Origin of the sequence: Magnetospirillum sulfuroxidans, from assembly GCF_018224925.1 — a bacterium.
In the GTDB taxonomy this organism is placed as follows: domain Bacteria; phylum Pseudomonadota; class Alphaproteobacteria; order Rhodospirillales; family Magnetospirillaceae; genus Magnetospirillum; species Magnetospirillum sulfuroxidans.
This window is the reverse complement of record NZ_JAGTUF010000001.1, coordinates 368,525-391,539: the sequence shown is the minus strand read 5'-3', so window position 1 is coordinate 391,539 and position 23,015 is coordinate 368,525. Positions and strand designations below refer to the sequence as shown.

Annotated in this window: 23 protein-coding genes and 1 tRNA gene; 9 read left to right on the top strand and 15 right to left on the bottom strand. The window is 60.4% G+C overall.

Translation table 11 applies throughout. The annotated features are described in order from the left end of the window. Positions 1-101 precede the first annotated feature (101 nt). Complete coding sequence (locus KEC16_RS01780; RefSeq protein WP_211545933.1) at positions 102-902, top strand: motility protein A; 801 nt, start codon at positions 102-104, stop codon at positions 900-902. Continuing rightward, positions 899-1,561, top strand: coding sequence for an OmpA/MotB family protein (locus KEC16_RS01775; protein WP_211545932.1), 663 nt, complete (start codon positions 899-901; stop codon positions 1,559-1,561). Before KEC16_RS01780 ends, KEC16_RS01775 begins: the two co-directional genes overlap by 4 nt. A gap of 37 nt (positions 1,562-1,598) precedes the next feature. Here KEC16_RS01775 and KEC16_RS01770 read toward each other — a convergent pair whose 3' ends face one another. The 3 genes from KEC16_RS01770 to KEC16_RS01760 form a co-directional block, all read right to left on the bottom strand. After that, positions 1,599-2,426 carry an MBL fold metallo-hydrolase gene (locus KEC16_RS01770; RefSeq protein WP_211545931.1) on the bottom strand — a complete coding sequence of 276 codons (828 nt, stop codon included), beginning with the start codon at positions 2,424-2,426 and terminating at the stop codon, positions 1,599-1,601. Positions 2,427-2,521: 95 nt separating this feature from the next. Continuing rightward, positions 2,522-3,250: an SAM hydrolase/SAM-dependent halogenase family protein gene (locus KEC16_RS01765; protein WP_211545930.1), complete on the bottom strand. Its 729-nt coding sequence runs from the start codon at positions 3,248-3,250 to the stop codon at positions 2,522-2,524. Continuing rightward, a complete protein-coding gene (locus tag KEC16_RS01760) occupies positions 3,250-5,721 on the bottom strand; it encodes a sensor domain-containing protein (protein ID WP_249208633.1) in 2,472 nt (823 codons plus the stop codon). Before KEC16_RS01760 ends, KEC16_RS01765 begins: the two co-directional genes overlap by 1 nt. A gap of 135 nt (positions 5,722-5,856) precedes the next feature. On the opposite strand from KEC16_RS01760, the gene KEC16_RS01755 reads away from it, so the two are divergent. Then, positions 5,857-6,153: an HNH endonuclease gene (locus tag KEC16_RS01755; RefSeq protein WP_211545929.1), complete on the top strand. Its 297-nt coding sequence runs from the start codon at positions 5,857-5,859 to the stop codon at positions 6,151-6,153. Here the strand turns inward: KEC16_RS01755 and KEC16_RS01750 are convergent. The 6 genes from KEC16_RS01750 to gyrA form a co-directional block, all read right to left on the bottom strand. Continuing rightward, complete coding sequence (locus KEC16_RS01750) at positions 6,127-6,435, bottom strand: hypothetical protein (protein WP_211545928.1); 309 nt, start codon at positions 6,433-6,435, stop codon at positions 6,127-6,129. The two genes, KEC16_RS01755 and KEC16_RS01750, sit on opposite strands and share 27 nt — an antisense overlap. 477 nt (positions 6,436-6,912) lie before the next feature. After that, positions 6,913-6,988 (bottom strand) — tRNA-Lys (locus KEC16_RS01745). Between the two features lie 74 nt (positions 6,989-7,062). Beyond that, positions 7,063-7,602, bottom strand: coding sequence for a peptidylprolyl isomerase (locus KEC16_RS01740; protein WP_211545927.1), 540 nt, complete (start codon positions 7,600-7,602; stop codon positions 7,063-7,065). A gap of 4 nt (positions 7,603-7,606) precedes the next feature. Continuing rightward, positions 7,607-8,086 (bottom strand): peptidylprolyl isomerase, encoded by a 480-nt coding sequence (locus KEC16_RS01735; RefSeq protein ID WP_211545926.1) that lies wholly within the window; start codon positions 8,084-8,086, stop codon positions 7,607-7,609. A 24-nt stretch (positions 8,087-8,110) separates the two neighbouring features. Continuing rightward, positions 8,111-8,620: a pantetheine-phosphate adenylyltransferase gene (coaD, locus tag KEC16_RS01730; RefSeq protein WP_211545925.1), complete on the bottom strand. Its 510-nt coding sequence runs from the start codon at positions 8,618-8,620 to the stop codon at positions 8,111-8,113. Beyond that, complete coding sequence (gene gyrA / locus KEC16_RS01725; protein ID WP_211545924.1) at positions 8,613-11,297, bottom strand: DNA gyrase subunit A; 2,685 nt, start codon at positions 11,295-11,297, stop codon at positions 8,613-8,615. The genes coaD and gyrA overlap by 8 nt, the downstream gene beginning before the upstream one ends. 183 nt (positions 11,298-11,480) lie before the next feature. On the opposite strand from gyrA, the gene ssb reads away from it, so the two are divergent. Next, positions 11,481-12,041 (top strand): single-stranded DNA-binding protein, encoded by a 561-nt coding sequence (gene ssb, locus KEC16_RS01720; RefSeq protein WP_211545923.1) that lies wholly within the window; start codon positions 11,481-11,483, stop codon positions 12,039-12,041. 35 nt (positions 12,042-12,076) lie between these two features. Here ssb and KEC16_RS01715 read toward each other — a convergent pair whose 3' ends face one another. Then, positions 12,077-12,727, bottom strand: coding sequence for a class I SAM-dependent methyltransferase (locus KEC16_RS01715; protein WP_211545922.1), 651 nt, complete (start codon positions 12,725-12,727; stop codon positions 12,077-12,079). Next, positions 12,724-14,505, bottom strand: a complete 1,782-nt coding sequence (locus KEC16_RS01710; RefSeq protein WP_211545921.1) for a hypothetical protein — start codon at positions 14,503-14,505, stop codon at positions 12,724-12,726. The genes KEC16_RS01715 and KEC16_RS01710 overlap by 4 nt, the downstream gene beginning before the upstream one ends. Positions 14,506-14,667: 162 nt before the next feature. Here KEC16_RS01710 and uvrA point away from each other — a divergent pair, with 162 nt between their 5' ends. Both uvrA and KEC16_RS01700 read left to right on the top strand, forming a co-directional pair. Then, positions 14,668-17,511 (top strand): excinuclease ABC subunit UvrA, encoded by a 2,844-nt coding sequence (gene uvrA, locus KEC16_RS01705; RefSeq protein WP_211545920.1) that lies wholly within the window; start codon positions 14,668-14,670, stop codon positions 17,509-17,511. Positions 17,512-17,663: 152 nt separating this feature from the next. After that, complete coding sequence (locus KEC16_RS01700; RefSeq protein WP_211545919.1) at positions 17,664-17,849, top strand: hypothetical protein; 186 nt, start codon at positions 17,664-17,666, stop codon at positions 17,847-17,849. Here KEC16_RS01700 and KEC16_RS01695 read toward each other — a convergent pair. Continuing rightward, positions 17,839-18,735 (bottom strand): LysR substrate-binding domain-containing protein, encoded by an 897-nt coding sequence (locus KEC16_RS01695; protein WP_211545918.1) that lies wholly within the window; start codon positions 18,733-18,735, stop codon positions 17,839-17,841. The two genes, KEC16_RS01700 and KEC16_RS01695, sit on opposite strands and share 11 nt — an antisense overlap. A gap of 115 nt (positions 18,736-18,850) precedes the next feature. On the opposite strand from KEC16_RS01695, the gene KEC16_RS01690 reads away from it, so the two are divergent. Then, positions 18,851-19,465 (top strand): FMN-dependent NADH-azoreductase, encoded by a 615-nt coding sequence (locus KEC16_RS01690; RefSeq protein ID WP_211545917.1) that lies wholly within the window; start codon positions 18,851-18,853, stop codon positions 19,463-19,465. An 18-nt stretch (positions 19,466-19,483) separates the two neighbouring features. Here the strand turns inward: KEC16_RS01690 and KEC16_RS01685 are convergent, their stop codons facing one another. Next, entirely contained in the window at positions 19,484-20,047 is a 564-nt protein-coding gene (locus KEC16_RS01685) for a pseudouridine synthase (RefSeq protein ID WP_211545916.1), read from the bottom strand. A 53-nt stretch (positions 20,048-20,100) separates the two neighbouring features. Between KEC16_RS01685 and KEC16_RS01680 the strand changes: the two genes are divergently transcribed. Together KEC16_RS01680 and ppk2 are read left to right on the top strand one after the other, a co-directional pair. Beyond that, entirely contained in the window at positions 20,101-20,847 is a 747-nt protein-coding gene (locus tag KEC16_RS01680; RefSeq protein WP_211545915.1) for a TrmH family RNA methyltransferase, read from the top strand. Positions 20,848-20,920: 73 nt separating this feature from the next. Continuing rightward, positions 20,921-21,943 (top strand): polyphosphate kinase 2, encoded by a 1,023-nt coding sequence (ppk2, locus tag KEC16_RS01675; RefSeq protein WP_211545914.1) that lies wholly within the window; start codon positions 20,921-20,923, stop codon positions 21,941-21,943. A gap of 71 nt (positions 21,944-22,014) precedes the next feature. On the opposite strand, the gene KEC16_RS01670 is transcribed toward ppk2, so the two are convergent. Next, a complete protein-coding gene (locus KEC16_RS01670; RefSeq protein ID WP_211545913.1) occupies positions 22,015-22,305 on the bottom strand; it encodes a hypothetical protein in 291 nt (96 codons plus the stop codon). A gap of 73 nt (positions 22,306-22,378) precedes the next feature. Beyond that, on the bottom strand, positions 22,379-23,005 hold the full coding sequence (locus tag KEC16_RS01665) for a response regulator (RefSeq protein ID WP_211545912.1): 627 nt from the start codon (positions 23,003-23,005) through the stop codon (positions 22,379-22,381). Positions 23,006-23,015: the final 10 nt, after the last annotated feature.

Below are 23,015 nucleotides of genomic sequence, written 5' to 3'. Positions count from 1 at the left end.
TGATGCAAGCACCCGCTGACTATTGCCCTCTGGCAGCATTTAGCCCAAGATGCGGACAGGCGTTGGACGCGCCGGGGGATCGATTGGGGAAAGGTCTGGGAATGTCGCTGGCAACCTTGATCGGCTTCATTGCCGGTATTGCACTGTTCCTTGGCTCTATTTTCCTCTCGACTGACAATTATTTTGTCTTTCTCGATTTCGCATCGTTTCTAATGGTTGTTGGCGGAACCTTCGCCTCTACTTTTATCTCGTACGAACCCCGCTATGTCATGCAGGCCATACGCCTGATGACGTCGATTTTTTTCGCGCCGAAAATTCAGCGCGGCGTGTTGCAAGGCGAAGTCGGACGCTGCATTCGCTGGGGCTATTTGATCCAAAAGACCGGACTCAACGCCCTTGAGGCCGACACCACCAAGCTGAAGAAACAGGACCGCTTTCTCGGTTTCGGCGTCGATTTGGTGGTTGCCGGCTATACCGGCGCCGAAGTCCGTCAGATCCTGACCAATTCCATCGAAACCACGTTCCAGCGGAACTGCGTCCCCGCCGACATCTTGCGCAACATGGCCGGAACCGCCCCAGCCTATGGCATGATTGGCACCCTGGTCGGCCTGATCATCATGTTGGGCAAGATGGGCGCCGACCCGTCGGCCCTGGGCCCCGGCATGGCGGTGGCGCTGATCACCACGCTTTATGGCGTGTTGCTGCCGCGTCTGGTGCTGTTGCCGGCTTCCAGCAAAATCCAGCAGCGCGAGGAAATTGTCCGCTTCCGCAATTATCTGGTGGCCGAGGGCCTGTGCCTGCTGGCCGAGCGGCGCAATCCCCGTTTTATCCAAGACGCCATGAACAGCTTCCTTGACCCCAGCATTCACTTCGACATCGACAAACAGCTGAAGAACCGATGAGCCTATTTCAGAACAAACGCTCAAACGAGGTTGATGCGTCATGGATGGAAACCTATGGCGACATGGTGACGCTGTTACTGTGTTTTTTCATCATGCTGGCCTCTATTTCCAAGATCGACACCGTTTTGTTTGAAAAAGTTCAGTCGGGCATGACCAAGGAAATCGGCAAGCAACCGCCGCAGCGGCCGATCGAATCCATGCGCAAAGAACTGGCCGATGTGGTCACCGCCTTTCAGGGCGGTGACGAAGCGGCCGATGTCGGCACAGACGAGCGTGGTGTTGTCCTTAACCTGGATAGCGGCGCCATGTTCGCCCCCGGTTCCGCCGACATCAAGCCCGGCATGGTGCCGTTGATGAAGGAATTGGTCGGCACCTTGGCACAGCCGCGGTTCGAGAATTACCGCCTGGAAATTCAAGGCCACACCGATAACGTTCCGGTCAAGACCGCGACCTTTGCCTCGAATTTCGACCTGTCTTCCGCCCGAGCGCTGGCCACCATGCGGGCCTTGGTCAGCTTGGGATTGTCGGAAAGCAAGATGATCGTCGCCGCCTATGGCCAGTTCTCGCCACGGGTTCCCAACACCTTGGAAGACGGCACCCCACTGCCCGCCAACCAAGCGCTGAACCGCCGCGTCGCCATTCACGTCTACCCACGCTGATGTTTCGGGCTGAAGTTTCAGGCCGCCCGTGGGGGGGTCAGATCACCACGATATCCATACCGTCACGAGCCACCGTCGCCCCCGCCCAGCTTTGCTTGGCCTCGTCTTCCAAGCGCGCCATGAACTGATCGTCATGGTCGGGATCATGGTGAAAGATGGCCAGTTTCTGAACCCCGGCGGCCCGGCACAGGCGAACGCCTTCCTGCCAGGTGGAATGCCCCCAATGGACCTTGGCGGGGAATTCATCGTCGGTATAGGTGCTGTCATAGATGACCAGATCGGCGCCTTGGATCAAATCCAAGACGTTGCGGTCGGGCTGGCCGGGAACGTGTTCGGTATCGGTGACATAGCACACCGCCTTGCCGCCATATTCAACCCGATAGCCGGTGGCGCCGTTGGGGTGATTGAGCGGCGTTGATTTGACCAGTACATCGGGGAAAGGATGCAAATCTTCGCCCGCCTTGAAATCGCGGAAAGATATCTGGCTCCGCATGGTTGCCAATGGCACCGGGAAGGTTGGGTTTTCCATCTGCTTGGCCAGCACCGCCTCGATCCCGCCTTCTTGCCCGCCCAGATGTCCAGCCATCACCGCCAAGGAAAATGCCGGATTGAAGGCCGGGGCGAAGAAGGGAAAACCATTGATGTGATCCCAATGGGTATGGGTCAACAGCAAGGTTGCCGATGAAACACCACGGCGGAGCAGACTTTGTCCCAGCAAACGAATGCCGGTTCCCGCATCAAAGATAAGGGTATTGTCACCGACAGAGAATTCAAGGCACGAGGTGTTGCCGCCATAAACCACATGGTCGGGCGAAGGACAGGCAATGCTTCCGCGCACGCCCCAGAACTTCACCACATATCCCATTTCACACAACCCCCGAACTATTCACGTAAAAGACTATAGTGTTCAATATGGGTTGGCATCGGTATTTTCACGCATCCCGCTACAAATTTTGTTGATCAAAAAACACAATCCGCCAGTTCGATGGATAATTGCCTACTAGCGTTCCCCTGATTCACGGAAAATTCTACTAATCCGATTGAATTTACATACCAGAACGCCGTGCCGACCGGCACGTCGGCAAAGGTGCGGGCCGATGACAAAACCGCCTCCCCCACCCGCAGCTTCCGCGCCGGATCAATCATATGGCCGCGCAACCCGGTGATGGCGTTGCCGTAATGATCCACATAAATGATCCGGGGCAAGTCGTCGGGCCATTCGTGCCCCTGCATCAAATCCAGATCGTCACCGAACAGGGGCGGACTTGGCATTTCCGCCGCCAAGATGGCGGCCACCGGCGCGAACAGGTCGCGACCATGGAAACTGGCGCTCAAGTGTGGGGGCCGCCAAGCGATCGACCGACAGCGGCTATGGCCCGCCCGCCGACATGCGATGGCGAACAGGCCGTTATCCGGGCCGACCAGGATCCGCCCATCGATTTCAACCACCACCGGCAACCGGGCGCTGCCCACGCCGGGATCAACCACAGCCAACACCACCGCGTTGGGTGGTGTGTGGGGCAGCAATGCCGCCAACAAATACGCCGATGCCTTGGCGTCGAAATTGGGGGCGTCGGCCATCAGATCCAGCACCGGCAGGGCCGGCTGCTGGCGAAAAAGCGCCGCCTTCATCTGGCCGACATAAGGACCGGTGACGCCGAAATCGCTAAACAGACAGACCGGCCGCATCAATGCAACACGGCCGGCGGCTTTGTTATCGCCGGCTCGGTGCCGAAAGGTGTTTCCAACAAGGCCAACACCTGTTCGGCGGGGACCGGCCGGCTGAACAAATACCCTTGGGCGATATCGCAGCCGATGGCTTTCAGTCGGGCCAATTGCTCGACGGTTTCCACCCCTTCGGCGATGACTTTCAGCCCCAGACCGGTGGCCATGGCGACGATGGTATCGACCAGAACCTTGCGCTCGTGCCGCTCAAGCATGCCGACCATGAACGAACGGTCGATCTTGAGAGTATGGAAGGGATAACGTTCCAGGTAACTCAGCGATGAATATCCGGTGCCGAAATCGTCGATAGCCAGCTTGACCCCCATGGCATGCAATCCATGCAACAGGCCGTCGATATCGCCGCGTTCCCGCAGCAACAGACCCTCGGTGATTTCCAATTCCAGATTGGCGGCGGGAAAACCGGTTTCGCGCAGAATCTGGGCCACGTCATCAAGAAAGCCCCCATCTTGGAACTGGCGCGGCGAGACGTTGACGCAAAGCAGCAATTCAGGATGTCCGCATTCCAGCCACGGTTTGGCGGTTTGGCAGGCTTGCCATAACACATCGCGACCGATGGGAACGATCAATCCGCAGGTTTCCGCCTGGGGGATAAAGCGGTCGGGGGGGACGCTGCCCAGTTCGGGATTGTTCCAGCGCAACAATGCCTCGACGCCGGCGACATGACCGCTATCCACATGGACCAGCGGCTGAAAGTGCAGGAATAGTTGCTCGGTTCCCACCGCCCGGCGCAATTCGCTTTCCAGACGCAGACGGGCCTCGGCTTCCTCGTTCATGCGGGCCGTGAAAAAACAAAAGCGATTTCGTCCGGCCAACTTGGCCTGATACATGGCGATATCGGCATTGCGCAGCAAGGTTTGCGGCGTCCGTCCATCCTCGGGATACAGCGCGACGCCGATGCTGGCGGTGGTGATCAGATCGCGCCGGCTGATGGTGAAAGGCTGGGAAAAAGCGGCAACGATGGCCTGAGCCGCATTCTCGGCTTGTCCGGGCGAGCAATCGGACAAGATCACCAGGAACTCGTCGCCACCGAAACGCGCGACCATTCCCCCCTCGCCGACGGAATCACGCAAACGCTCGGATGCCAAAATCAGTAATTCATCGCCATATTCGTGGCCCAAGGAATCATTGATCCCCTTGAAATCGTCCAGATCGACAAACAGCAAAGCGATGCAACAGCCATTATCGCGCGCATCCTCGATCACCACGGTCAAACGATCCAACGCCAAACTACGGTTGGGCAGATCGGTCAGGCCGTCATACATGGCCTGATGCAAAATCTTGCGTTCTTGTTCCTTGCGCAGGGTAACGTCCTCGATCACCACCAAATGGTGCGTGATGTCATCACTTTGGGTCGCCACCGGCGAGGCGAAAATCCGCTGCCAATGCAAACGGCCATCGCCTTGCGTCACCGGGATTTCCCCTTCCCAATCGCCGCCTCGGCGCAAGGATTGCCACATGTCGCCAAACCACGACTTGGCTTGGCCCGGATACATTTCGGCGAAGGGGCGACCGATGATCTGGTCCGCCACCTGCCCGGTCATCTGGTGATGGGCTGGATTGACATATTCGATGGTCCCATCGGCGGTCACCACCGCCACCGCCACCGGGCTTTGCTCCACCGCCTGCGACAGCAACCGCAAGCTTGCTTCGGCTTTCTTCTGCTCGGTCATGTCGCGAAGACAGGTGACCCGGACGGCCAATCCCCCCATCCAGCTTTCCTTGGAATGGATTTCCATGGGGAAAACCGAGCCGTCCTTACGGACACCGCGCACCTCATAGGGCTTTTGGTGCTGCTGGCGAACCATCTCCTTGGCCAAGGGCACATCGTCGGTATGAATGACGTTCCAGGCCAACATGGACTCGAACTCGACCCGGCTATACCCGAACAGACTTTCGAACGCGCGGTTGCAATCCAGTATCTTGCCCTGAAAATGAATGCAGATTCCTTCCGAGGTCACATCCGACAACCGACGGAAGCGGTCTTCGCTGTCCTCCAGGGTCTTGCGCATACGACGGTTTTCGCTGATGTCGCGCAAGACGCCGCGCACGCCGGCGAACGCCCCCTTGGCGTCGAAGACGGCACAGCCATAGGCCACCACCCAGGCCCCCTGGCCGTCCTTGCGCTTGGCCTCGAATTCCAGGCGGACCGCGTCCCCCTTGCCGGACGAAACCAGCTCCAGCACCGTCCGACGATCAGACGGCTGGGCATAGATTATTCCCGCATCCTGCCCGACCAGTTCATCGGCCCGATAGCCCAACAGACGGCCGACATTGGGGCTGACCCATTCGATTTGGCCGTTCGCGCCGACACTGATCATGGTATCGGGCAGGCGATCAAGAATGACCGCCAGCATATCTGGGGGCAAGCCAAAGCCAAACGCCGCCGCGGTGGACTCTTCGGGTCCTGCCGTCATCACCTGTTCCCTTCCCATGTCCTGGCCGTGCTGGGGGCTGTTGTCGCCCCCTTTATTCACCCCGACCAGGGGTTCAAGGATGGCCAAATCGTGCTAACCTTGTCCACCTTTTCTTGAAAGGCGGATAACAAACCAATGCGTGAAGATTGGCCCAGAGCCCGCTGCCATCGGTTATGGGAAGAACAGCAGGGGCTGTGTTTTTATTGCGGAATCGCCATGGCGGCGCCACTGACGCAACGGCTCCGTCACCGCAAGCGGTTGGACGCCGCCACCATCGAGCATGTGGTGCCCCGCGCCCATGGCGGCGCAGCGGAGTGGCCGAACGAAGTCGCGGCCTGCCGCGCCTGCAATGCGGCCAAGGGCGACGACGCCCCATCAGAACACAATCTGCGAAAGCTGGGGCGGCTAAAGGGCTTCGAGGTAATCGGCTAGGCCGCTGATGGCGTCGGACAGCAGGCGATGGTCCTTGGCCATTTCCAGCACGGTCATCACCACCGCCGCTTCGGCCCCGATCAGCTCGCCGGCCAGCAAAGCGGGCACGAAACCGTCTTCCGCCAGCACCGCCCCGGCTTGGCGCCATTGGCGATGCTTGCCGCCCTTGCCTTCGGCTTCGAAGCAATCGTTCAAGGCTTCCGCCGCCGGTTCCTTACGGTGAATCTTGAACGCCAGCGAGCGCAACAGGCGGATTTTATCTTCTTGGGCATTACGGCCCATGCTGGCCTCCATGGAAACAAAAGAAAAAAACCCCGCCCAGGATGCAACCTGGCGGGGAGATCCTCGCGCGCATGGTCTAAAGACATCACGACCGGGGAGACGGCGCCACTATCAAACGCGCCACCTTATTAATCAAGCGACGTCGGCGCATGCCTCGTTTGCCACAAAGCCATGATCTCAGGAGAAATTGCGCAAGACCCGGCCTTTGCCGTTCGCCACCGCCCATCGCCGTCCAGACACAAGACAAAGCCAGGAGCCGGGCGAGGTCCCTTGGACCTCACCAAATCCCCATGCGGTTCACTCGCGGGGATTTGGTATGAGGCGGAATGCCTGCGGGCCAAGCCGATCCTGGAACAGAATTGAACCTGGAAGACGATTTGCCGCCGATGAGTCTGACACTCGGACTTCCTGCCAGACTATTTGTCCGCATTTCCAAAGAAAAACCCTTCCAAGTCATTGACCTGGAAGGGTTTTTCTTGGTGAGCCCGATGGGACTCGAACCCATGGCCCCATGATTAAAAGTCACGTGCTCTACCAACTGAGCTACGGGCTCTCACCTTCAAAACGGGGGCACACCATAGGGATATGAGGCGCGCCGGTCAACCGTGGAAAACACCGTTTTCCACATCATTTCACATCGGCGGCAACACGCAGACGCACCAGCTTGTCGGGATTGGCGACGGCGCCACTGCTATCGGTGCCCTTGGTGATCTTGTCGACGCTTTCCATGCCCTGAATGACATTGCCCCAGATGGTGTACTTGCCATCCAGCGACGGCGCACTGGCCAGCATGATGAAGAACTGCGAATCGGCCGAATTGGGGCTGGAAGCCCGCGCCATGCCGACGACGCCACGGACGAAATGCTCACCCGAGAATTCCGCCGGCAGCTTCACGCCGGAACCACCGGTGCCCGTGCCCGTCGGATCGCCGCCCTGGGCCATGAAGCCGTCGATGACCCGATGGAACACCGTGCCGTTGTAAAAGCCCTTGCGGGTCAATTCCTTGATCCGCTCGACATGCTTGGGCGCCAGATCGGGCCGCATCTCGATCACCACCTGGCCCCAGGGCAGATCCAGAATCAAGGTGTTTTCCGGGTCGGCGGCCAGGGCCGGACGCAAGGTCGCCACCAACAGCACGGCAACAGCCAGAACGATCTTTTTGAGCATGAACTTATTCCTCGACGTCGGCGGCGACACGCAGGGTGACGATGCAATCGGGGTCTTCGACCGAACCGTTGCGGGACGCAGCCCCCTTCTTGATACCATCGACCAAGTCCATGCCGTCGGTCACCTGCCCCCAGATGGAATATTGGTTATCCAGGTGCGGCGCCTTATCGAACATGATGAAGAACTGCGAATCGGCGGAATTGGGATTGGCGGCACGGGCCATGGAACAGGTGCCGCGCACATGCTTTTCCTTGGAGAATTCGGCGTCGAGCTTTTGCCCGGACCCGCCCATGCCGGTGCCTTGCGGGCAGCCGGTCTGCGCCATGAAGCCCGGAATCACCCGGTGAAACTTCAAGCCGTCGTAATAGCCTTCCCGCACCAATTCCTTGATGCGAGCGACATGATTGGGGGCAAGATCGGGACGCAGTTCGATCACCACGCGGCCGTCTTTGAGGTCGAGAAACAGGGTATTTTCGCGGTCCAAATCGATCCTCCAACAGGCGGGTGACTAGTTGTTTTCACTCAAAAACTTCTCATCCAGGCTCGCCCGCACGCGCGGACTGACAAAGGACGAGATATCGCCGCCCAAGCGGCCGATTTCCTTGACGAAACGCGACGAAATGAACTGACAGCGTTCCGACGCCATCAAGAACAAGGTTTCGATCTGCGGCGACAATCGGGCATTCATGCCGGCCATCTGGAATTCGTATTCGAAATCCGAAACAGCGCGCAAGCCGCGAATGATGATCTGTGCCCCACAATCGCGGGCGAAATCCACCAGCAGATTGTCGAAAGCCCGCACCTCGATGATGACCTTATGCTGGCGGCCGACTTCGGCCACTTCGGCCTTGACCAGGGCGACGCGTTCGTCGAGCGAGTATAGCGGCCCCTTGCCGGCATTGATGGCCACGGCCACGATCAGCTTATCGACCACCTTGGCCGCTCGGGTCACGATGTCCAGATGACCGTTGGTTATGGGATCGAAAGTTCCCGGGTAAAGGCCGATCCGCTCACTCATTGTCCCCTCCGGACAGGATTGTTTCGGTCTCGTCTTCTGCGCCAACGTCTTCGTCGATCTCGTCGCTGGAGCCGTTGATGTCGCACAGCCGCGCCGCCGACACCACCCGCTCGTCCTCGGCCGTGCGCAAGACGATAACGCCCTGCGTCTTGCGACCGGCGATGCGGATATCGTCCACCGGCATGCGGATCAAGGTGCCGCCATCGGAAACCAGCATGATCTCGTCATCATGCCCAACCGGGAACGAGGCAACCACCGGACCGTTCTTTTCGGTCAGGTCGATATTGGCGATGCCTTGGCCGCCACGGCCGGTAATGCGGTATTCGTAAGCCGATGTGCGCTTGCCGTAACCCTTCTCGGTCACCGTCAGGATCATCTGTTCCTCGGCGGCCATGCGTTCGGCCTCGGGGCCGGAAAGATCGCCGCGCAAATGGGCGTCGCGGGTTTCCATGTCGAAATCGACGTGACGCAGCACCGACATGGAAATCACTTGATCGTCACCATCCAGACGAATGCCGCGCACGCCGGTGGAATCGCGGCCCTTGAACACGCGCACGTCGGTGACCTGGAAGCGAATGGCCTTGCCCTTGCGGGTGGCCAGCAACACATCGTCGGTTTCCGAGCACGGCTGGACGGCGATCAATTTCTCGTCGTCGGCCAGCTTCATGGCGATCTTGCCGTTGGCCCGGACCTCGACGAAATCAGACAGCAGATTGCGGCGGACATCGCCCTTGGACGTGGCGAAGGCCACGTGCAGATCGCCCCAGGTGCTTTCATCTTCCGGCATCGGCATGACGGTGGAGATGGCCTCCCCCTCGCCCAAGGGCAAGATGTTGACCATGGCCTTGCCCCGCGCCTGGGGGGTGCCCAGCGGCAGACGATAGACCTTGAGCTTATAGGCGATGCCGGTGGTGGAGAAGAACAGCACCGGGGTGTGGGTGCTGGTGACGAAGATCTGGTTGAGGAAATCCTCGTCCTTCATGCTCATGCCCGAGCGGCCCTTGCCGCCGCGCTTTTGCGCCCGATAGGTCGATAGCGGCACTCGCTTGATGTAGCCGGTGTTGGTCACCGTCACCACCATGTCCTCGCGGGCGATCAGATCCTCGATATCGGATTCGAATTCGGAATCCTCGATGGTGGTGCGGCGCGGCGTGGCGAACTGGGTGCGCATCTCCAGCAATTCCGCCCGCATGATTTCCAGCAGCTTGGGCCGCGATGACAGAATTTCCAGGAACTCGATGATCTGATCGCCGATTTCGCGCAGCTCGTCGCCGATCTTGTCGCGTTCCAACCCGGTCAGGCGATGCAGGCGCAGATCCAAGATGGCCTTGGCTTGAACTTCTGACAGCTGATAGGCGCCGTCGACGATGCCGCGGCCCGGTTCGTCAATCAGACGGATCAGCGATTCGACGTCCAGCGCCGGCCATTTGCGCGCCATCAACTGCTCGCGCGCGACCGCCGGGTCCGAGGCTTCGCGGATCAGCCGGATCATTTCGTCGATATTGGCGACGGCGATGGACAGGCCCACCAACACATGGGCGCGGTCACGGGCCTTGCCCAGTTCGAAAATAGTCCGGCGGGTGATGACCTCTTCGCGGAAGACGATGAAGGCGGCGATGACGTCGCGCAACGTCATCATCTGCGGCCGACCGCCATTGAGCGCCAGCGAATTGACGCCAAACGAGGTTTGCAGCGGCGTGAACTTGTACAGCTGGGCCAGCACCACGTCGGCGATGGCGTCGCGCTTGATTTCGATGACCACGCGCACACCGTCGCGATCGGATTCGTCGCGCAGGTCGGAAACGCCCTCGATCTTCTTATCGCGCACCAACTCGGCGATCTGCTCGATCATGCGCGCCTTGTTGACCTGATAGGGCACCTCGGTGACGATGATCGCCTCGCGGTCCTTGCGCACATCTTCGATATGGCAACGGCCGCGCATGATCACCGAACCGCGACCGGTCAGCTGCGCGGCACGAATGCCGGAACGGCCCAAAATGGTGCCGCCGGTGGGGAAATCGGGGCCAGGCACCAATTCCATGATCTCTTCCGGCGTGATCTCGGGATTGTCGATCATGGCGCAACAGGCGTCGATGACCTCGCCCAGATTATGCGGCGGAATGTTGGTGGCCATGCCGACGGCGATGCCGCCGGCGCCATTGACCAGCAAATTGGGATAACGCGCCGGCAGCACCAGCGGCTCGACCGACGAATCGTCGTAATTGGGACCGAAATCGACGGTGTCCTTGTCGATATCCTCGATCAGGAAATGGGCCGAGCGGGCCATGCGCGCTTCGGTGTAACGCATGGCCGCGGCCTTGTCGCCGTCCATGGAGCCGAAATTGCCCTGACCGTCGATCAGCGGCAGACGCATGGAAAAACTTTGGGCCATGCGGACCATGGCGTCGTAAATGGCCGAATCGCCATGGGGGTGATATTTACCCATGACGTCACCGACGATGCGCGCCGATTTGCGGAACGGCTTATTATAATCGTAGCCGCCTTCCTTCATGGCGAACAAAATGCGCCGGTGCACGGGCTTCAAGCCATCGCGGACATCGGGAAGGGCGCGCGACACGATCACGCTCATGGCGTAATCGAGATACGAGCGGCGCATCTCTTCTTCGATGGTAACCGGAGCGACGTCGAATTGGGGCGGAGGCGAAATGGCGGTCAAAGGAGATATCCCCGAAAAAACCAGAACTTGCGGTTGGCCCGAAAGCCGCGGAGGCGCACGCTACCAGATATCGTGCATTGCGACAACAGCAGCGGGACCAACGCCCGCCCCTGCCCCGGGGTTGATCGGCACGCCGCAAGCGACTATTGTCCAGCCCCAAGTTTGAACAGGAGAGTCGGGGACATGGCTGGATCAGTCAATAAGGTCATTCTGGTCGGCAATCTGGGACGCGACCCCGAGGTCCGCACCGCCCAGGACGGCTCGAAAATCGTTAACCTCAACATCGCCACCTCGGAATCCTGGAAGGATCGCTCCAGCGGCGAACGCCGGGAAAAGACCGAGTGGCACCGCGTCGTCATCTTCAATCCCAACCTCGCCGACGTCGCCGAGCGCTTCTTGAAGAAAGGATCGTCCGTCTATATCGAGGGTGCCTTGCAGACCCGCAAGTGGACTGACCAGCAGGGCGTGGAAAAGTACTCCACCGAAGTGGTCATCGGCCGATTCAAGGGCGAGCTGACGCTGCTGGGTGGCCGTGGCGAAGGCGGCGGCGGCCAGGGCGGCGGTGGCGGTGGCGGCTATGATGAGGGCGGCTATGGCGGCGGCGGCCAAGGCGGCGGTGGCGGCGGCTATGGCGGCGGCCAACGTTCGGGCGGCGCCGCGCCGCGCTCGGGCGGCGGTGGCGGTCAAGGTGGCGGATCGGGCTGGGAACCGCCGCCGGATCTCGACGACGACATTCCGTTCTAAAACAGCTTTAAGGGCGGTAGCGAAAGCTTCCGTCCTTATATTTTACGCCACGCGCTGACCCGGAACAGGGTCAGCCCGGGCATGGGGACGCTTGCCAGATCGACTAAGCGGGCATGTCGCCGAAAATGCCCTTCGATATCAGCGATGGTGGTGGTGTGGTAATGGCCGGAAAAACCGGCCAGCCGGCGGCCAAGGCGATAGAGCCAGTTTTCCGTCGGTCCCGACAAGATGAACAGCCCCCCCGGCTTCAACGCCGCGAACAACGAGGCGGTCAGTCCCGCCACATCGTTATTGTGCTCCAACGAATCCAGGGCGAGGATCGCGTCATAGCTTCCCGCCTCCATCTCCTCCAGAATTTTAATCTTGGCCGCGGGGATGAACGCGGTCAAGGCGCCGGCCAGAATGGCGTTGCCCTCGATGAAATCATAAACAACCGGCTTGGGATGCATGAGGTGATGGATTTCGCCGGTGCCCGCGCCGAAATCCAGCATGGCGCAACCGGGGGCATGTTTCTGATAAAGCCGTGCCGCCGCCGCCAGGCGCCACCAACTGATCGCCGCCGCCGCGCCGTTGCCGTGAACATAGGAGGGGACGCAACTTTCCTCTAATTCCTCGAATTGACGAACGACGTCGAAATGCTGACGCAAAACCTTACGCCGATGGCGAATCAGAGCGATATCGATCATGGATATACTTTCGGTTCCCGGTTACCGGGATAGGGAAAACGCGCCAACACTTGGCCGTCCCGAGTGGACAAAACCGCATGCGGCCCCGGCGTCAACTCGGGAAAAGCGGCCGCCACGGGGTCATTCCACGACACCACCAGCACATGGCTGGCCTTATCCGCGACGCCTTTGTACTGCCCCGCCGTAAAGGCGTCGAACCCGGTGGTATAGACGGCCAGTTTCGGCGTACCGTTCCATTCATAGCTGGCCATGACATGGCTGAGGCCGCTGCCACGAGGATCGATCAGCGCCACATCCCGCACCCCCAGGGATCGAACCTGCTGCAATGTCTGGCGCAGGAACACTTTTGCCGGTTCCAGATCGAAGCGAATATAACGCACACCGACAACCGGAGCGACGACGACCAGTATCACCGGCAAGGCCGACCATGCGGCGGCACGGGCAATGACGGCAAACCGACACCGCAGACTGACCAATACGACGGCGACCATCAGTGCCGTCAACAATCCGAGATGGGTGTTATAGCGCCAGAAACTGGCCACCCGTTCGCCATCCTCGCGCAGGAAGACCGCCACATAGGTAAAATATAAAAAGCCGTTATAGCCGCAAAAGATTAGAGCGACGGCGCGAACCAGGCGGCCATTATCCCCCATTGGCCGAAACACGCCGATAACAGCCCACACCACCGTCACCGCCATCATGCCGAAATATCCGCCCTTATTGCCGGCGACCTCGGCCATCCCGGCCAGGATAGGCCCCAGGGATTGCAGGTTCCACCGCGCGAATGGCTGGATCAGCAATTCCTCGCCGGCCAAATTGCCCGCAACGAAATGCCGCCACAAAGACCAGACCATCAGCACCGGAATGGCGGCAAAAAACACCCCGAGCACGGCGCCGCGCCGAGGCAGGGCCCAGCCGCGCAGCAACAATGCGCAACCACATCCCAAAACCAGGACAACCAGCACCAGATTGGCGGGCTTTTGCGCCACCAACGCCGCGCAGCACAGCCCCAAGGCCAAGGACAGCCGCCATGACGGCGTTTCGGTCAACCGCCAGACCAGCCAAATTCCCGCCAGCACCATGGCCGAGGTGGCAACGTCGGCATAGGCGGTGAACACCAGCTTGGGCACGAAGGTGGTTCCCAAGACGGTCACCAGCAACACCCCCCAGGCCTGATGCCCCCAACCCGGCTTTTCCCCTTGCGCCATGATGCGGGCCAACAAATCGCCGCACAAAGCCAATTGAAACAGATTAAGCAGTCCGGGCACCGCCTCGGAAAAGCCGAACAGTCGCGACGACAGCCAGCCCAGCAATGGCCAGCCATACGGATAGGCGGCGCAGCACGATTCAATGGGCGGACGGCCCTTGCCTGGCAAGGTGGCAAAGGAATCGAGATAGCGGAAAGCATGCAACCAATGGGAAAACTCGTCCCATTCCGAGGCGATGCGGCCGGAAACCAGCACCGCCAAAGGCAGGACCAGGACCAGCGCCATCACGCCAGAGGGAATCCGTCTGCCGTGGATTTCTCGCACCAAAGAGACGGCCGCCCCCCCCCAAATCAGCGGCAACAACAAAGCCAGTGAACCATCGCCCATGGTCCCCAGCACGGTCATCGCCAACACCGCCAGCCCCCAACCGGCGCCGAAAGTGACCAAATCGGGCAAATCGCGGCCGACCAGCAAACGACCGACCAGCCATACCGAGATGATGGCCAGCAAGGCCCCCACGATCGACAGCACGGAAATTCCAGCGGCAGCGCTTTGCAACAAATCCAGCATGGCATCCATTCCACGAAAAAGCGGCTGCAAGGTAGCCGCTGCCCCCCGCCCCTGCCTAGCCCTTAATCGTGCTGCATTGGGGGCATGAATGAAGGCGGTCTTTACCCGGCTATGGAATCTCTCTACACTCCGCCAGCCGGAATGAAAGAGGAACAAAGGTCGATGAACAGCTTCATCCGCGTCCGGGGCGCGCGCGAACACAATTTGAAAAATGTGGACGTGGACATTCCCCGCGACCAATTAGTGGTGATCACCGGGCTGTCCGGCTCGGGAAAGTCCTCTCTCGCTTTCGACACCATCTATGCCGAGGGGCAGCGCCGCTACGTGGAATCGCTGTCGGCTTATGCCCGCCAATTCCTTGAGCTGATGCAAAAGCCCGATATCGACAGTATCGAAGGGCTGTCGCCGGCCATCTCCATCGAGCAAAAAACCACATCGAAGAACCCGCGCTCCACCGTCGGCACGGTAACCGAGATTTACGACTATATGCGCTTGCTGTGGGCCCGCGTCGGCGTGCCCCATTCGCCCGCCACCGGCCTGCCGATCGAAAGCCAGACGGTCAGCCAGATGGTCGATCGCATGATGGAAATGGCCGAGGGCACCCGCCTATACCTGCTGGCCCCCTTTGTGCGCGGCCGCAAGGGCGAATACAAAAAGGAAATACTGGACCTGCAAAAGAAGGGCTTCCAGCGCGTCAAGGTCGACGGCGCCATCCATGAAATCGACGCCGTCCCCGCCTTGGACAAAAAGAAGAAGCACGATATCGAGGTGGTGGTTGATCGCCTGGTGATCAAACCCGGCCTGGGCAACCGGCTGGCCGATTCGGTGGAAACCGCCTTGTCCATGGCCGATGGCCTGTGCATCGTCGAAAACGCCGATAGCGGCGAACGCACCACCTTTTCCGCCAAATTCGCCTGCCCGGTATCGGGCTTCACCATCGAGGAAATCGAGCCGCGGCTGTTTTCCTTCAACAATCCTTTCGGCGCCTGCCCCGATTGCGACGGCTTGGGGGTCAAGCTGTTTTTTGACCCGGCCCTGGTGATCCCCGACGAGGATTTGACCCTGCGCGAAGGCGCCATCGCGCCATGGGCCAATTCCACCTCGCAATATTACCAGCAAGCCCTGGAAGGCTTGGCCAAGCATTACGGCTTTGATCAGCACACCCCTTGGCGCCGCCTGCCCCTGAGCGCCCGCGAAGTGATTTTGTACGGTTCCGGCAAGGAGGACGTGCCGCTGCATTTCGAGGACGGCTTCCGCTCCTATACCACCAACAAGCCGTTCGAAGGCGTCATCAGCAACATGGCCCGGCGTTATCGGGAAACCGATTCGTCATGGGTGCGCGAGGAATTGTCGCGCTTTCAGGCCACCTCGTGCTGCGAAACCTGCCAAGGGGCGCGGTTGAAGCCGGAAGCGCTGGCGGTGAAGATCCACGGCCAGCACATTTCCCAGGTGACCGAATTATCCATCGCCAAGGCCCATGCCTGGTACGGCGATCTGGAACAGCATCTCAAGCCCAAGGACCGCGAGATTGCCCGCCGCATCCTGCGCGAAATCAACGACCGCCTGGGCTTTTTGATGGATGTCGGGCTGGATTACCTGACGCTGGCCCGTGGCTCGGGCAGTCTGTCGGGGGGCGAATCGCAGCGGATCCGTCTGGCCAGCCAGATCGGATCAGGCCTGACCGGGGTCTTGTACGTGCTGGACGAACCCAGCATCGGCCTGCACCAACGCGACAACGACCGTTTGCTCGGCACGCTCAAACGCCTGCGTGACATCGGCAACACGGTCATCGTCGTCGAACACGACGAAGACGCCATCCGCACCGCCGATTACCTGATCGACATGGGACCCGGCGCCGGCATCCACGGCGGCGAAATCGTGGCGCAAGGCAGTCCGGCCGAGGTGATGGCCGACCCCAACAGCCAAACCGGCCTGTATCTGACCGGGCAAAGAACCATCCCCATCCCGTCCGAGCGCCGGTCCGGCAATGGCAACAAGCTGCGCGTGGTCGGCGCCACCGGCAACAATCTGCAAAACGTGGACGTGGCAATTCCGCTGGGAACCTTTACCTGCGTGACCGGCGTTTCCGGCGGCGGCAAATCGACCCTGGTGATCGAGACCTTGTACAAGGCCTTGGCCCGGCGGCTGATGAACGCCAAGGAACACCCCACCGCCTTTGACCGTATCGACGGCATCGAGTTTTTGGACAAGATCATCGATATCGACCAATCACCCATCGGTCGAACCCCTCGGTCGAACCCGGCCACCTATACCGGCGCCTTTACCCCGATTCGCGACTGGTTTTGTGAATTGCCGGAAGCCAAGGCCCGTGGGTACAAACCCGGCCGTTTCAGCTTCAACGTCAAGGGCGGCCGCTGCGAAGCCTGCCAGGGCGACGGCGTCATCAAGATCGAGATGCATTTCCTCCCCGACGTCTATGTCCAATGCGACGTCTGCAAGGGCAAGCGCTATAACCGCGAGACCTTGGAAATCACCTTCAAGGGCAAAAGCATCGCCGACGTGCTGGACATGACCATCGAGGAAGCCGCCGATTTCTTCAAGGCGGTGCCCAGCATCCGCGACAAGATGATCACCCTGCAACGGGTCGGGCTGGATTACATCCATCTGGGCCAGCAGGCGACAACCCTGTCCGGCGGCGAGGCCCAACGGGTGAAACTGGCCAAGGAATTATCGCGCCGGGCCACCGGCCGCACCCTGTACATCCTTGACGAACCAACCACCGGCTTGCATTTCGAAGACGTGCGCAAACTTCTGGAGGTGCTGCACACCCTGGTCGAAGGCGGCAATTCCGTGCTGGTCATCGAACACAATCTGGAAGTCATCAAAACCGCCGATTGGATCATCGACATGGGACCCGAAGGCGGCGATGGCGGCGGCAAGGTGGTGGTCGCCGGCACCCCCGAGGATGTTGCCGCCTGCAAAAGCAGCCATACGGGTCAATACCTTGCGCCTTATCTTGGAAAGACCACACGAAAGATGGCGTGATCGCTTAAATTTCGTTGCTGATTTGAGTATTTTTTGTTGCAGTGCAATTGCCTGTCGGGTAATAAAGTGTCCGACAAATTGGTTCGGGGCGAACGAAACTTTCAAATACCCCTTACCGACAGGCGCCATTCTGGGGACGAAGGGACACCGATATGTTGGGACCGGCGGAACTGCGCGAGTTGGACGAAGCCTTGGCCGAAGAACGGACCGAGGGTGTGCGCGCCGAAAAAACCTATCCCTACCTGACGCCCCATTTCGCCATGGGCATGGCGGTGACCCGCGTCGCCGCCGCTTCGGCCGGCAAAGTGCGTTTTTCCCCCTTTGGCTTCAAACGCTGACCCAAGCCGCCGCCAGGGCATCCAAAAACAGACGAATGGCGGGAACCAGTCCCCGCCGCGACGGAAAGACGGCATGGACAAGGCCTCGCGGCGGCGTCCATGCCGTCAATGTTTTTTCCAGCCGCCCATGATACAGATCTTCTTCCACCATCAGGCTGGGAAGCTGCACGATGCCCAAGCCGGCACGGGCGCCGTGCCGCAAGGTGACCATGTCGTCGGTGACCAGACGCGGCTGGTGCGGCACCTCGATTTCGCCGCCATCGACATCGGTCAGTAACCACGAATGACGGTCACCGGCCCGCGTCATGGCCAGGGATTGCAGGCCGGCCAGATCGGCGGGTGAGTGCGGTCGACCGTGACGGTCGAGAAAAGCCGGCGACGCCACCAGATAGCTTTGATGCTGTTCCAACACCTTGACGATCAGGTCACTGTCTTCCAACGGCGGCTGGCGCACCCTGAGCGCCACATCGAAGCCCTCCTCGATGACATCGACACGTCGGTTGGTGGCTTCCAGATGAATCCGCACCTTGGGATGGGCAACCAGGAATTCGGCGATGATCGCCCCCATGCGGGCCTGGGCCAACGACACCGGACAGGACATGCGAATGGTTCCTTGGGCTTCCGCCTGCGAATGCTCGATCACCTCTTCCGCCGCTTCCGCTTCGATGACCATGGCGCGGCAATGGCGGTAATAGGCTTGGCCCATCTCGGTCAGGGCGAAACGGCGGCTGGAACGCTGTAACAGCCGCACCCCCAAACCGTCTTCCAATTGCGCCACCCGCCGGCTGAGCTTGGATTTGGGCACGCCCAACACCCGGCCGGCGGCGGAAAAGCCGCCGTGTTCAACCACCTGGGTGAAGAAATAAAGATCGTTCAGATCACGCATCGCGGTACCATCGTTCCATTCATGGGACACAGCGTGCCGGAATTGGCCTCTATTGGCAATGTCGTCGCGGAGATAGGCTTTCCTCAGACAATCATCTCTGCTGACGAGGCCCAAAATGAAATTGTTGCATGTGGATTCCAGCGCTCTTGGCACCGCTTCGGTGTCGCGTCAATTGACCGCCGATGTCGTCGCCCAGCTGCGCGTCGCGCATCCCGGCGCCGAAGTCACCTATCGCGACGTGGCAGCGTCGCCGCCCGACCATCTGAGCGGCGAACTGATGCAGGTGGTGAAATTTCAAAATGTCGACGACCTCAGCCCGCGCCAACAGGCCGAGCTGGCCTTAACCAACCAATTGGTGGAAGAAGTGCTGGCCGCCGACATCATCGTCATCGGCGCCCCCATGTACAATTTCAGCGTTCCCACCCAACTCAAGGCATGGATCGACCGCATCGCCCAGCCGGGCCGCACCTTCCGCTATACCGAAACCGGCCCGCAGGGCTTGGCCGGCGGCCGCAAGGTGATCATCGTCTCCAGCCGCGGCGGCCTGTATGCCGGCACCCCGTACGAAGCGGCGATGGATCACCAAGAAGCTTTCTTGCGCGCCTTCCTTGGCTTCATCGGCATCACCGAGGTTCAGGTGATCCGCGCCGAAGGCGTGGCCATGGGGGCGGATGCCCGCGACAAGGCCCTGAGCCTGGCCCAGGCCGAGATCGTCAAACTGGCGGTCTGAGCCAATATTTCAGCTTTTTCAGCGGCGGCGCCCAAGAACGGGCGCCGCTTCGCGCCATTGGCCCGGCGCCAAACCCTCCAAGCTCCAATCGCCCACCGCCCAGCGGATCAGCCGCAAAGTGGGAAGGCCCACCGCCGCGGTCATCCGCCGCACTTGGCGATTGCGTCCCTCCTGCAGGGTCAATTTCAGCCACGCGGTGGGAATGGCGGCGCGCCAGCGGATCGGCGGATCGCGCGGCCACAGCCAATCGGGCTCGGCCATCTGCTCCGCCCCGGCCGGCAAGGTTGGGCCATCCTTCAAAATCACCCCACGACGTAAATTGCCTAAGGCTTGGTCAGTGGGAATGCCCTCGACCTGCGCCCAATAAACCTTGGCCAGCTTATGGCGTGGTTGGGCGATGCGGGCGATCAGCGGGCCATCGTCGGTCAACACCAGCAAACCTTCGGAATCGCGATCCAGCCGGCCGGCCGGATAAACCCCCGGCACCGGCACGTAATCGGCCAAGGTGGCGCGGCCGGCTTCGCGATCGGTAAATTGCGTCAGCACGTCATAAGGCTTGTTGAACAAGATCAACCGAGGCACAACACTCTCCAAATTCATGCTGCCAAACTCACTCTGACGGAAATCCCGCCCCCATGTCTCAGCCGAAACTTTCCCGCATTGGCGGCCTGCCCGCCGTCTCCGCCCTGTTCGAGCGGAATCCGCAGCGGGCCGAGCGGCTGTTCTTCGACGACCGCATGAAAGCCGAAGCGCAACCCCTGTGCAAGCAGATGGCGGCGGCGCGCAAGCCATTCCGGCACGTATCGACCGAGGAATTGGCCAAAGTCGCCGGCACTCCCCTCAATGGCGGTATCGTCGTCGTCTGCCAGCCGCAACCCTTGGCTCCGCTTGAAGCGGTGAAAAGCTTCAACTGGGCCAAGGCGCGGGAACCGCTGGTGATCTTGGACGGTATCGGCAACCCGCATAACCTCGGCGCCATCGCCCGGACCATGGCCTTTTTCGGCCTGACCAAGCTTATCCTTTCCGACCATCCCGAGCAGGCCCTGCCATCGGATGCCGCCTATCGTGTCGCCGAGGGCGGGCTGGAATGGATCGACGTCTACCAAGCGCCAGCCTTGGCCAAAGTCTTGCCCCGGCTGAAGCCGCATTATCACGTTGTCGGCACCGCGCTTGGCGCCCATCGGCCGATGCAGGAAATTTTCGCATCGCACGACAAGCCCTTGGCCCTTGTTCTGGGCAACGAAGAAGACGGGCTTCCGGCCCCGACCCTGGCCGCTTGCGACGACATCGTCACCATCCCCGGCTCGGGTCGGGTGCAGTCTTTGAACGTCTCGGCGACCGCTTCAATCCTCATTCATCTGCTGGCCGGCAGTGTCCGATAAAGCAATTGTCCGCCGTGTGCATAAAGCATACGCTTGTTGGTTGACAGACCAAGAAGCAAAGGGGGAGTTGTTCATGCCTGATGATGCGAAACCCGTCACATCCGCCGATCCGGGATCGCCTTCCAGCGACGATGCAAAACCGGCGACCAGCGAAGCGCCGAAGGGCGCGGATGATGAAATCACCGCCGCGCCCTCTCCGGCCATGAAAGGCGCCGCCACCCGCCAACGGCTCGCCGCCATGCGTCACGACCCGGACGCGGTTCGCCATGCCTTTGAGACCGGCGAATATCCCTATAAGACCAAAATGCGGCGGGACGAATACGAAAAGAAAAAAGCCCAGTTGCAGGCCGAATTGCTGAAAGTCCAATTGTGGGGCCGCAACACCGGACAGAAATTCGTCTTGCTGTTCGAAGGCCGCGACGCCGCCGGCAAGGGCGGCACCATCAAGCGCTTCATGGAGCACTTGAACCCGCGCGGTGCCCGCATCGTCGCCCTGGAAAAGCCCAGCGAACTGGAACGGGGCCAATGGTTCTTCCAGCGTTATATCCAGCACCTGCCCACCGCCGGGGAAATGGTCTTCTTTGACCGCTCCTGGTACAACCGCGCCGGCGTCGAGCGGGTGATGGGCTTTTGCAATCCATCCGAATATCTGGAATTCATGCGCCAAACCCCGGAACTGGAACGCATGCTGGTCCGTTCCGGCATCCAACTTTACAAATACTGGTTCTCGGTGACCCAGGAAGAACAGCGCAACCGCTTCGAATCCCGTGGCAACGATCCGCTGAAGCAATGGAAGCTGTCACCCATCGACGTGGCGTCGCTGGATAAGTGGGGCGACTACACCGAAGCCAAAGAGGCCATGTTCTTTTACACCGACACCGCCGATGCGCCGTGGACCATCATCAAGTCCAACGACAAGAAGCGGGCGCGGCTGAATTGCATGCTGCACTTCCTGAATTTGCTGGATTATCCCGGCAAGGACCACTCGGTGGTCCATCAGCCCGATCCGCTGATCGTCGGCAAGGGGTCGCATGTGGTGCAAAAAAGCGAACACATCTTGGGCACGTCCCTGCACCCGGACCTGCGCAAGCCCTGATCAAAACGACAAGGGCCGGGATTTCCCCGGCCCTTGAACTTTTAACAGCCGTGTTTGACGGCGAAAACGGCTTAATAGCCGGACCAGTACGATGATCCGCATTGGAAAGCGGCAACGCTGGGGGTAAGGAAACCGCAGCGCAGCGGCGTCCAGCTTTGCCCCAACAGACCGGAAACGCCAAAGCCGGAACGGCGGCATTGGTTTTCGGCGATGCTGCGCACTTCTTCCGGCGACGAGGTCATGCTGGAATAGCAGACATAGCTGGTCGGCCCTTCGGCGGTCCCAGGAGCCAGAGGACGCGGAGACGTAGAGCACCCGGCGAGCGCAAGCGCGGCGGCGGCGGCAAAGACGACGTGCCTCATGGAAATCCCCTTTTGATAACAGCACCCACCTTTGCCTAACGCCAGCGCGGGCGCTTGGCAAGTCAGATCGGGTTCAATAGCCGATCTTGGCCGCTAAAATCGCCGCCTGGGTCCGGTTTTCCACCCCCAGAGCCCGCAAAATGGCGGTGACATGCAACTTGACGGTGATTTCCGCCAAATTCAGATCGCGGGCGATTTCCTTGTTGCTTTTGCCTTGGCGCAGCATGGCCAGCACGTCGCGCTGACGCGGCGTCAGCACATTGCGGGCCTGATCACGGCTGCCGCCATCGTCGCTGGCGGTCGCCACCTCAAGCCGGGGGCTGAGATAGGTGTCGCCCGACAAAACCTGACGGATGGCTTCGAGCATGGATGAACTGGACGAAGTCTTGGCGATATAGCCTTGCGCCCCGGCATCCAGGGCGCGGCGCACATCGGTGGGCGATTCCGACGCCGAGATCACCACCAGATGCATATTGGGAGCAGCCCGACACACCGCCTCGATACCATCGAAGCCATCCATGCCCGGCATATTCAGATCAATCAAACCAACATCGAAATCACTGCCGGCGCGCAACGCCGACACAGCCTGCACGAAATCGCCGGCCTCGATTACCTCCAGAGGTCCATCAACCAGATTTTCCAGTACCAGCCTGACCCCCTCACGAAAAAGTGCGTGATCATCGGCAAGAAGTACTCTCATCCCAGGTCTA